Here is an 11,660-nt window from a genome sequence, read left to right on the forward strand (position 1 = left end):
GTATTCCAGAGGGAATATCAAAGATTTTTTAATTCTTCCAGTCCTGCCAACGCATCATTTTCAATAGAGCTAATAGATTCATTAATATCAGCTGGCCATATATTGTTTTTGAGGCTTGCTTCCAGCACTTTGTACTTGTCGGCTACTGAAAGTAGTCCTACCGAAAATAAAGATGAGCGATATTTATGAATAGCCTGAGCCAGAGCATTTGTATCCCGGCTCGTATTTGCCTGTCTTATCGTAGCTAGTTGCGTTGTACTTTCTGTTTCGAACATGGCAATCAGTTCATCACGAAGTTCCTCACTGCCGCCGGTAATTTCGTTCAGGTAGCTAAGGTTTAATGTGCTTTCAAGCATAGGTGGTGTTTTTTGTATTGTTACTTTTTTACTCTCATTTTCCGACACAACATCTTTCCCGGTTACTTGCAGGATGGCGCGAATTAATTCATTTTGTTTGAAAGGTTTAGAAATATAGCTGTTTGCGCCGATATTCAGACATTCCTCTTTTTCACCGACCAGCGCATGGGCAGTCATAGTAATAATAGGGATCGTTGCCGATATTTCCTTACGGATCTTCTTAATCGCTGTATAGCCATCCATTACAGGCATTTGCAGATCCATGATTATAAAGTCGAAAGTCAGGTCTTGTAGCAGAATCTGAACCGCTTCGTAACCATTGTTTGCAATTGTGAATTCAAGACCCAATCGTTCGAATATGGCTCTCAATAGCTTTTGATTTAGTATATTGTCCTCTGCCACCAGTACATGTAGTCTGGGTAGAATTGCTTCCGAGGGTTGCAGAAACTTATTCTTTTGTTCGTATTTATCCTCTGATAATATCTTGAAGTAGCATTCTATTACGAACTGCGTACCTTTTTGAGCCTGACTTTTTACTTCTATCGTTCCTCCCAATAATTCTACCAGGGATTTCACGATACTAAGCCCCAATCCTGTACCGCCGAAGAGTCGGGTTGTGCTTTCAGAAGCCTGGACAAACCGATCGAATATCTCAGTCAGCTTATCTGGCGCAATCCCGATACCGGTATCAATAATGGTAAATCGTATTCGCTGATGCTCATCTTCAATGTCGGAGATGGGTTCTATACTTAACTTAACTTTCCCTTGTTCGGTGAACTTTACAGCATTGCCGCACACATTTAAAAGAATCTGCGTGAGCCGTAACTGATCCGTATCTATGATTCGAGGCAGATCATCAGCAAGGTTTACTTCGTAGTCAATTCCTTTTTCCCGGGCTCTTTGACTAATAAGTACTGAAACAGAATCGATGAGTTCATTTAACGAGGTTGGTGTCTTTTCCAGCTGTACATGGCCACCTTCTATTTTAGAGAAATCAAGGACATCATTAATTAATTCCAGGAGATTTCGACTGGCTAATTGAATGTACGTTACAAATTCAAGACTTTTATGATCTTTCAGTTCTCCTTCCAGCAGGTTGGTAAAACCAATGATTGCATTCAGGGGAGTCCGTATTTCATGACTTACATTGGAAAGAAATACGTCTTTCACACGCAGTGACTTTTCTGCCATCATGCGAGCGTTTTCCAGCATGGTCTGGTAATTGACACGCTCGGTGATATCCCTAAACACCGTTATGGCACTTACAATCTCACCGTCTGCTTCGTAAACCGGACTCACATTCGATTCGAGATTTTTGATTTTGCCATCCAGTAGTATGTTCAGCTTATTGCCTGCATTTTTGTAGCCATACAAAGCTTGGTTCACTGGTAGGTCTTCAGGTTCAATTGTTTTATTTGCATCATCCCAATAGGTGTACTTTACGTATTGAGATAGCGTTGCCAGGTCAGGTACAACTTCATTCTTGAGGCCCAGCATTTCCCTGCCTGACTGGTTTAACAATCCGATTTCCTTATTCGAATTTAGCACCATAATACCGTCAGGTATGGCTTCTACGTACTGTTTAAGAACGGCCTCCTTTTTGTTAAGTTCCGCTTGCATCCTACGTTGCCGCCGTTGCTCACGAACCATAAAAACAAAGGCGGCCATCGTCAGCAGGAAGCCAGCCAATGTAGTGCCCGTTATTGCGTGGGTGGTATCCTTGTGTGTACTGAGAACGAGCTTGCGTCGATTTTCCAGATTCAGGTTTTCATACCGATCAATTTCTGAAATTTTATGCATCAGCAATTGATTTAGCATAATTCCTTCCCCGCGGTGAATCAGCGTTCTAGCTTGTTCAGATCCCTCCATCTGATATACCTTCATCACTTGATGAGCAAACAGGGCTATTCTGCTTGATATTTCCAACAAATCTTTTACTCTTGCAGTCTGTTGCGCATCTCCCTTCATTAAGTTAAACAGGGTATCGCTCACCTCAATAAGTTCCACTCTCTTCATATAATTGTCGCGAAGCAATAACGGGTTGTCGGTATTAAGAAAACTATGCATATTGAGTTGCAGGTCTTTCGCCCGTTGCCCGAAATTGGCAGTCTGATGTAAAATCCGCGTCGTTTTATTGAGTCCGATATTATGTTCACTCAGATTCTCTACGCTTTTATATGCGTAATACTGTGATCCCAATATGAGAATCAAACCGGCGCATATACTGAGAAAGGGTCCCCGGAAGTTTCTATTTAATAAAGTTGAGAGCATATAATACTTTTCTCAGTTATTTCTGAAGGGCAAAATAATAATACAAATGGCTTGTGTTCAAAGGTCATAACATGAAATATTACTTCCTTATCGACGAAGTTCTTACATTTCTCGTTAAAATTGTTTACGTCACTGGATATTATTTGTTTTAGCCCATCAGGAATGTTTTATATATCTGATTACTAATGATGTATGATCCAATCGCTTGAAGCCATTTGATAATCACCAATTTACGCCTATTTCAATAATATGAGGTTGAGTTTTAAGCAGTAGGAGGCGTATAATAATTTCACGCCTGATGAAGGTCGATCAAAGCTTAAATATCTTATTATTCTTACAACAAAAAAAAGGCACTTACTATAGTAAGTACCTTTTCTAAACAACCTCAATATTTCTTAATTCTATTATATTCTATAAAGATTTTAAATCGTTTTCAGTTAGGCCTAACGCAGCCTTAGCTTCCTCCAGGCTTTTCCAGTTCACCGCGCCATTTAAACGCATGGTAGTCGCAGGAATGGCAACTACACGAATATCATCCACTTTTCTAACTGGTGGATTCATATTTTCCGGTGACTTACCTGTCCAGTCCTTCTGCATTATTTCAGCATAAAAAACTTTCTGAGCATATCCCTGATAATACTGAAAGGTACTTTCTACATTACCCGGGAAGGTAATGGTAGCGGGAAGTGCCCAGTAAACACCATTTGATTTTACAAAAACAAACGCCGCTGCATTTTCCCAAAATGCTTCGTCTGCTGCCGTAGTTGCTTCCATCGCAACATACATATAACCTTTTTCATCGGTAGAATCCACGCCTAGTGAGTAGTAACGTGCAGCTCCGCTTACACCTGTATCGCCTTTGGGTCCTGCTGGGCCAACGGTACCGGCGTCACCTTTAGGTCCTGTAGGACCGGCCGGTCCTACAGCTCCGTCATCACCTTTACAGTTAACTAAAAGTAGAGCAAGTCCGAAATAGGCAAGGAAGGATATTTTTTTCAACATGGTAATATAATTTTAAAAATTAGAAATTAAGAAGGTCTTAGCGATTAATCAATACACGGTGGTTGCTGGATGAGCCATCCTGATGCGTAAGCTTTACAATGTATAATCCTCCGGAAAGATTTTTAACTGATATTCCGTCAGCGTTTACTGAATTAGCCTGATAAGCAGTAACACCATCAGATGTCAACAGCGCTATTTCTCTTACTGTAGCAAGGTTTGCCTCATTCAGATACAACACGTCTGAAACCGGGTTCGGATATACGCTAACTGCACGGTCCGAAGACTCTCCAAATGTAATACTCTGCACACTGCTTGTAGCAAATGTTTCATCAAGATCTATCATTTTCAGACGGTAATAATTAATTCCGCTCAGTGGAGTAGGATCGGTAAAGTGGTAGTCAACGCTAGAATTGGTGTTTCCGTTAGCGGCAACCCTACCAATTACCTGCCAGTTTCTTGTATCTGCGCTACGTTCAACATCGAAACGGCTTGCATTCACTTCTTCGGTAGTAGTCCAGGTAAGTTGAGCCAGTGTATTAACTTCCTTAGCTACTTTGAATGAGGCTAACTTAACCGGTAGTGGCGTATCGTTAGGGATAATTAACGAACGACGGGTGGTGGGGTTCACCGAGCTATACCAGAATGTCTGCGTAACGCTTGGTACTGCCGGCGAGGGTCTTGTAGCAGCAACAGATGCTGATGTAACATCACCACCCAATACAGGCACCGATACAGTCACCAGTCTCTGCGCAGCTGCTGTTAGGTTAGCACCAGTTCCACGTCCTAATGTGAAAGCCAAGCGAGGTCCCGAACCACCTGCAACTTCATTGGTGACAGCTGGAGATGTAGAGAGTCCATTACTTATAATCGTAGGAGTACCAATTTGAGTTGCTCCTCCTACCAGAGTAAGATCTAATTTGATCTCAAAAGTTTGCCATGGTGCAGCTGCCTGTGTGTAGCTAGGTTCAACTGACCTTGCCCATACATCCATAGAAAAACTTTTGTTATCAGGCGCAATGATTATATTTCTGTATTCAATAGCAACCAGTCTTTCCTGTGCCCTGCTGACACTGGCTAGTGTCACCATTGCAAGGCAGGTTAAATACAAGTTTCTTAGTAACTTTTTCATAATGCGTAGAGATTAGTAGATGTTTTGAGATTGTTTAATGATCATTAAATGTGTGGTTATAAGATTTCTTCTTAGACAAAGCTCAATCTTATGCCCTTTATACTTCATGTTGTACCATACAATTTGTATGCCAAATTTACGTTTGACGTATATTTAGTCCGTTAAGTAGAAATTGTTTTACAAATGGCTTCTATAAAAATCCGAATTGAAAAGGATTGACTGAAACGTATGTAATGCCTTAAAAATCAATATTATAGCTATATTCTACACGTGTAGGTATTTCTGTCCTAACTGGACAGACTACTACAAAATGATAATCATCCAAATATTTCGCGACTTAATGGGACAAATTGAGTACCTAATGCCGCATAATGTTTTCTACTACTATACGTTGTGGGTAGTAGCATCTTTTTGAGGTTAGTTTACTATACTTGCTACATGAAGAATATGAAAGTAATTACGCATGATACTTTTTTTCATGCAGACGAAGTGATTGCCCTGGCACTTTTAAGACGAGCCGGTTATGAGTTAGATATCACAAGGACGAGAAGTCAGGCACAGTTACATGAAGCAATAGCGGATCCATCTGTCGCGGTCATAGATGTAGGCGGAGTGTATGATCCCGCAATGCTCAATTTTGATCATCACCAGGATATGAGTTTGCAATCTGCTGCAGGACTTATCTATGAGTATGTTAAAACCGATATTTGTCCACCAGAGGCACAGCCGTACTTCGAAAGGTTTATCGCGGGTATAGATGCCGTGGATACAAATCGTGACAACATCTTCGCAACGCTGGATCTGCTGCCAAAAGGATTCCGTAATACCTCTTCACTGATAGGGGGATTTAACCGGGAAAATGTGAGTTCCGAAGAACAATTAAAAAATTTCTTCAGTGCTTTGGATTTTTCTTCCCTGATCATCGAGAATGAACTTAATTCCGCGTTGAAAAAGGCGAAGTCGGAAGCGGCGTATGCGCAGAGGGTGATTCTCCCCAATAATGTAGCCATTTTCGATGAACATTCTTCTGTATGGAAATCTAAAAAGGAACATCTGTTTGCCGTGATGCCGCATGCCAATGGTTGGCAGATCAATAGCAGAGATACAACACTGGGACAAATTCCGGAGGAAGTTGCTCTGTGCACAGGTTTCGTATTCAGGCATCAAAGTGGATTTATGGCAGTGGTGAAAGATAGAAACACTGCTTTGAAATTTGCAGCAGGATTACCATTTTTCAATTTTACAGCTCCCACCAATCCGGCCGAGTAAGACATAACTATTTTATGTGGCATTATTCGGAAAAAAAATCCTAAGTCTCCTGAAAAATTACAGTATATAAACAGAATTATCGCTTTTGGTAGCCATTATTGCGGACTGAGGAAGATTTTTCAGACCAGATTCAGTTCGCAATCATGTGTTGACAAGACCAATTGTATTGCGATATGAAAATGTATTCTGATGATTCGGAGCTTTGGAGTTCTTTTAAAACTGGCAATAAGAAAGCATATGAAATCCTTTTGAAAAGATATTACATACCGCTTTTTCAATATGCTGCCCGATTTACCAAAGATAGGGAGCAAGCCGAAGACTGTCTTCAGGAAAGTTTTATTTATCTGTGGGAACATCGTGCTTCATTGGGGGCCCCGGAGAGCGTTCGGTTTTATCTTTTCAAAACCATCCGAAATAATGTGTTTCTGGCTCTGAAAAAAAGTGCTGTGGAAATTGCTGTACCCTTCTGGATGGAGAATGAACTTGATACAGAAAGTCAGATGATCGAATTCGAAACGAAAGATTTCAATGAGAAAAAGCTATCTCACTTGATGGAAGGTGTTCCTGAACGTCAGCGAGAGGCTTTATATCTTAAGTATTTTCAACAATTGTCAGTCGATCAGATTGCCTTGCTGATGGGCGTAAACAAGCAGACGGCAAGCAATTTTTTATACCGCGGGCTTAATTATCTCAGAGAGCAATGGTATCAATTATCTGTATTTCTATGTTTTTTCGTGATTTAAATCAATGTGTTCACGTCTGGAAATCACGTTCACGAAAAAAAATGAGATGCAGAAGGGTATAAGTAGAGAAATCATCTCTAAGTGTTATACCAGTAAATGAGATTTGTAAATTGTCCAGCAACGAAGATATAGCACAACTGCTCAGCGATCCTGATTTCCATCAGTGGATAAGTCAGCCTACGGATGCGCTTAATAACCATTGGCATGTCTGGCTCCTGTCTCACCCTGAACAGGAAGAAAACTTTTATCTGGCAAAGGAAATAGTACAGTCGTTCCTGGAGGAAGGAGTTTTTGTTAGCGATGACACTGCTGCGTCTAATATTGAAGGGATTCTGGATAAAACAATCAGGAAAAGTTCGAGATTAACTTTGGATTTTAGCTGGCTGTCTATCGCCGCCATCTTTTTATTGGTTGCGGCATTATCTGTCTACAGTTTCAGAAATTTCAATATGACCTCTACGATTGGGTCGACTGCCCAAGGAGGCGTACGGTGGTTACAATTTACAAATTCCGGAAAAGAACCGGGGCATGTTATACTCCCGGATGGAAGTACAGTGATTGTGCTCCCCAACAGCAGAATAGCATATCCGGAAAAATTTAGTGATACACTGCGTGGGATTGAATTAACAGGTGAAGCTTTTTTTGAGGTAACTAAGGATGCCCAAAGGCCTTTTGTCGTATCATCCGCTCATTTGAAAACACGGGTAGTTGGCACAAGCTTCAGGGTCAGGGATGTGGCGAACCAAGCTCCATTAGTTCGGGTAAAAACAGGAACGGTAATGGTTAAATTCAACGCCCGGCAGGATAGTGGTAGGGAAAAATTAAAATCCGTTAGCAAAAATCTTGTTTTACAGGCACATCAGGAAGCAACGTTTAATAGTACAGCACTGAGTTCGTTACCAATTGCTTCAAATGTCGATGCCAGCACATTTAACGAGCTTCCTATAGAAACCAATCATTTCACGTATCGTAGAACGCCAGTTTCAGAAGTATTCGAAAATTTGAAAAGCGCGTACGGGATCAATATAAAATATGATTCCGAAAGGCTAAAATTCTGCTCACTCACCGCTAGGCTGGGCGACCAACCCCTTATGGAAAAACTTCGTATGGTTTGTCTTGGCCTCAATCTCCACTTTACAATTGAAAAAAATAACCTGGTGGTCATTTCCAGCGACGGATGTAATTGATTCAGTATTACATTTTTTCTAAGTAATTGATTAGAAGAACGTTGTCTTAGTTCTTTGTCGACCCCTCACTGCAGTAAATACAAGTCATTCTGCTACTCCGAAAAAAATTGAATCATTTATTGAAAAAAAATGAGTTTTGGAGGGTATTGATTCACCCATTCACTCTAATCGATATATAAATCAATAATATATGCCTTTTATACCATTTAATAGCTCATCTATTGGTGTCAGTCCAAAGGCTGATCACGTAACTCTTTATTTAAAAAACAGCCGTTTATGAGAAAACTAAACTTTTACCACAATCGATCCAGAACATTTCGCCGAATGGTGATGGGTTTAGGACTTGCGTTTGTAATGCTGGGAGCCCCGCAAGCAAAGGATTTGCGAGCTCAGGAGTTCATGAATCAACGGATTTCGGTATCATTTCAGCAGGGAAAGGTTGAAAAAGTGCTGGAGTACCTGGAAGGAAAAGCTGGTGTCAGCTTTCTGTACAGTCCTGAGTTGATCGATGCAAACAGGAAAATTTCGTTTGACATGGCCAACACCAGGTTTTCGGATATCCTCGAGGGCTTGTCTCAGAAATTACAGATAAGCTATGAAATATCGGGAAAGACGATCATTCTTAAACCACAAACAACGAATAAAGTAAAAACAGCAGCCACAAGCACATCGGCTGTCGAGAAAACGATATCCGGTGTGGTTGTGGACGAAAATGGAGAAGCTTTACCTGGTGTGAGCATTCAGGCAAAAGGAAGCACATTGGGAACAAGTACTTCCGTAGATGGTAAGTTTACTATTTCCGTCCCCGACAATGTGACAACACTCATATTTTCCTACATCGGTTATATCACCCAGGAGGCTGAAATTGCGAATAGTAATGAACTCACAATTAACCTTGCACCTGATACCAAAAGTCTTAGCGAGGTAGTGGTAGTTGGTTACGGAACAGTGAAAAAGAAAGATCTGACAGGTTCAGTAGGTTCTGTGGACGCAGAAAAAATCACGTCAAGAGGTACTACTTCAGCTTTGGGTGCAATCCAGGGTGCGGTTGCCGGTGTGGATATCAGCAGTAATTCTGTACGTCCCGGTGGTGGCTTTTCTATTCAGATACGCGGACAGAACTCATTGGCAGGTGGCGGCCCCCTGTACGTTGTAGATGGTGTGGTTACGTCTGATATCAACTTTCTGAATCCAAATGATATTGAACAGATTGACATTCTTAAAGATGCATCTTCTACTGCTATTTATGGTTCTAGGGGATCAAATGGAGTTGTCATTGTGCGTACCAAAAATGCCGGAAAGCCAGGAGGGACACGTACACAGGTAACCTATGACGGATATTACAGTATCAGAGAGCTGGCCCGGATCCCTGATTTTATGGATGGAAGAGAATGGGTGGATTTCCGTACTTCAGCTTATTACCAATATGCAAATGGAGCTTACTCACTGCCGCAGAGAGGCCCGATATTGCAAAACAGCCCGTTGCTTGAACGTCGTTTGTACGAAGAAAACTATGAAGACTGGTTGAAACTCGGAACACGTAGCGGGCAGCAGCAAAATCATTACCTGGGTATATCCGGAAACAGCGATAAGCTTTCATACAACCTGGGTTTGGGATATCAGAATGAAGAAGGAAACTTTATTAATGAAGATCTGAACCGTTATACAGTAAAGCTTTCTGCTGAACACAGGGCATCTAAGTTTTTTTCTGCAGGAGGAAGTGTGAACATGACAATGGGCATCAATAATTCTGGAAGCCAGAATGGGTACCGTGATGTATTGCGTATGCCAAATATCCTGGGTGCTTACGACGAAAACGGAAATTTGATCGAGCAACCGGGTATTGCAGCTTCTATTCAGGGGACGGGTAATTTCACCAGTTCGCCAAATCCACTTCTTGAAATTAATAGTGGAACAGAAGAAATCAGAAGATACGACATTCTTGGAAGCATTTTCGCTGAAATTCGGCCATTTGACGGACTTTCATTCCGCTCATCCTTGCTTCCGCGTTTCAACAGAAGCAGAACAGGGCGCTATTATGGTATCGTCAATGGAAACCGCAGCCAGGATCATGCATTTCAATCCAATACAGAAAACTTTGAATTCACTTGGGATAATGTACTGAACTACACAAAAAGCCTGAACGGTGGACATAATATAAATGTTTCGCTGATCCACAGTGCCTTCAAAACACGTTTTGAGCGGATACAGGCAGCGTCCAACAATTTGCCTTATGACTCGCAATGGTATAACCTGTTTAGCGGAACAGTGGTGAACGGTAGTTCGAATACCGCATATTCAGAAACAGCTCTGCTTTCCTATGCCGCACGCGCCAACTACGATTACAAAGGCAAATATTTTGTAACAGGAACGTTGCGTTACGATGGTAGTTCGAAATTGAGAGACAAGTGGAAAGCGTTCCCGTCAGCAGCTTTGGCATGGAGAATTTCAGAAGAGCAGTTTGCAAAAGCCAACTTTTTGTCTGATCTGAAAGCGCGTGTCAGTGTAGGTTTTTCAGGAAACAACAACGGTATAAGCGCTTACGGCGCGCAGCAGACTCCGGAAACAGGAAGTCTTGTATGGTACGACTACGATGGAACGGCTGTATCCGGGTTTGCTCCTGGTCGTCCGGTTAATCAAAGTATTACCTGGGAAAAAACACGCGAATTAAACTTCGGTATTGATTATAGCTTGTTTAACTACCGCGTATCCGGTGCTATTGATCTGTATGATAAATTATCTGACGGGTTATTAATGAGTCGCGCTCTGACAATTGAATCGGGTGTACCAAGCATGACCGATAATATCGGATCGGTTAGCAATAAGGGTATCGAGCTTTCTTTACAGACGGTGAACGTACGTACAAACAATTTCCAGTGGAGTACCGACTTCGTATTCTCTCACAACAAAAACGCCATTGAGTCTCTGTATGGAAAAAAAGAAGATGTTCCGGGAGAAGCTCGTTTCATCGGAAAACCTATCAATGTGATTTATGATTACCGCCTAATCGGAATCTGGAAAATGTCGGAAGCTGAAGAAGCGCTCAAATGGGGACAACAACCAGGTCAATCCATCGCTCAGGATCAGAACGGCGACGGAAGAATTACCGCTGCAGATGACAGAGTAATACTGGGTAGTCCTGATCCGACTTGGACTGGGAGTGTTACGTCCAACATCCGTTACAAGAACTGGGACTTCTCTTTTAACTTCTTTACTCGTCAGGGAGTGTTTGTGAACGACCGTTTCTTAGAAGAATTCGGCCCTGGTAACAATCAGCGTGGAAGGCCAAAAATCAATTTTGATTACTATGTACCACCAGGGGTAGATCGTTATGACTGGAATACATGGGGAACAGGTGCTAATGGTAATCCTACGGCGACGTGGGGAACAAGTGGTGCAGGTAATGAAGATGCAAAATATCCGCATTCCATTAATGCAGGGCCTTACAATGGAAGCAATGGAAACTATACCAATGCATCATTTGTGAAACTGCGTAACATCACACTTGGTTACACACTGCCAGCCAAAGTATTGGAGAGACTTAAAATGAGTCAACTGAGAATATATGGAAATGTGCTGAATCCTCTGACTTTTACGAAATACCAGGGATGGGATCCTGAATACGCTACCACCGCTCTGGCAAGTGGCAATGGTCCAAGCAACATCACGTACCAGTTAGGTGTTAATGTTAAATTCTAAGCGA

7 protein-coding genes are annotated in these 11,660 nt (G+C 41.7%); 4 read left to right on the plus strand and 3 right to left on the minus strand.

Translation table 11 applies throughout. The features are described from left to right. Positions 1-17: 17 nt before the first annotated feature. From AC1XUE_RS00870 to AC1XUE_RS00880, 3 genes are all read right to left on the minus strand, one after another. Positions 18-2,627, minus strand: coding sequence for an ATP-binding protein (locus tag AC1XUE_RS00870; protein WP_483354035.1), 2,610 nt, complete (start codon positions 2,625-2,627; stop codon positions 18-20). 411 nt (positions 2,628-3,038) lie between these two features. Then, complete coding sequence (locus tag AC1XUE_RS00875; RefSeq protein WP_483354036.1) at positions 3,039-3,629, minus strand: collagen-like triple helix repeat-containing protein; 591 nt, start codon at positions 3,627-3,629, stop codon at positions 3,039-3,041. A gap of 37 nt (positions 3,630-3,666) precedes the next feature. Then, positions 3,667-4,758 carry a T9SS type A sorting domain-containing protein gene (locus AC1XUE_RS00880; RefSeq protein ID WP_483354037.1) on the minus strand — a complete coding sequence of 364 codons (1,092 nt, stop codon included), beginning with the start codon at positions 4,756-4,758 and terminating at the stop codon, positions 3,667-3,669. A 438-nt stretch (positions 4,759-5,196) separates the two neighbouring features. On the opposite strand from AC1XUE_RS00880, the gene AC1XUE_RS00885 reads away from it, so the two are divergent. The 4 genes from AC1XUE_RS00885 to AC1XUE_RS00900 all read left to right on the plus strand — a co-directional run bounded on the left by AC1XUE_RS00885 (position 5,197) and on the right by AC1XUE_RS00900 (position 11,656). Beyond that, positions 5,197-6,027, plus strand: coding sequence for an MYG1 family protein (locus tag AC1XUE_RS00885; protein WP_483354038.1), 831 nt, complete (start codon positions 5,197-5,199; stop codon positions 6,025-6,027). Between the two features lie 173 nt (positions 6,028-6,200). Next, positions 6,201-6,770, plus strand: a complete 570-nt coding sequence (locus tag AC1XUE_RS00890) for an RNA polymerase sigma factor (RefSeq protein WP_483354039.1) — start codon at positions 6,201-6,203, stop codon at positions 6,768-6,770. Positions 6,771-6,880: 110 nt separating this feature from the next. Continuing rightward, positions 6,881-7,957, plus strand: a complete 1,077-nt coding sequence (locus AC1XUE_RS00895; RefSeq protein ID WP_483354040.1) for a FecR family protein — start codon at positions 6,881-6,883, stop codon at positions 7,955-7,957. Positions 7,958-8,233: 276 nt separating this feature from the next. Continuing rightward, positions 8,234-11,656, plus strand: coding sequence for a TonB-dependent receptor (locus AC1XUE_RS00900; RefSeq protein ID WP_483354041.1), 3,423 nt, complete (start codon positions 8,234-8,236; stop codon positions 11,654-11,656). Positions 11,657-11,660 lie beyond the last annotated feature (4 nt).

The sequence above is a fragment of the Dyadobacter sp. HNCC25DJ187 genome, from assembly GCF_056895255.1.

Excerpts from the sequence above, each read along its gene's own strand:
- AC1XUE_RS00870 (WP_483354035.1), bottom strand. The coding sequence starts at position 2,627 with ATGCTCTCAACTTTATTAAATAGAAACTTCCGGGGACCCTTTCTCAGT.
- AC1XUE_RS00875 (WP_483354036.1), bottom strand. The coding sequence starts at position 3,629 with ATGTTGAAAAAAATATCCTTCCTTGCCTATTTCGGACTTGCTCTACTT.
- AC1XUE_RS00880 (WP_483354037.1), bottom strand. The coding sequence starts at position 4,758 with ATGAAAAAGTTACTAAGAAACTTGTATTTAACCTGCCTTGCAATGGTG.
- AC1XUE_RS00885 (WP_483354038.1), top strand. The coding sequence starts at position 5,197 with ATGAAGAATATGAAAGTAATTACGCATGATACTTTTTTTCATGCAGAC.
- AC1XUE_RS00890 (WP_483354039.1), top strand. The coding sequence starts at position 6,201 with ATGAAAATGTATTCTGATGATTCGGAGCTTTGGAGTTCTTTTAAAACT.
- AC1XUE_RS00900 (WP_483354041.1), top strand. The coding sequence starts at position 8,234 with ATGAGAAAACTAAACTTTTACCACAATCGATCCAGAACATTTCGCCGA.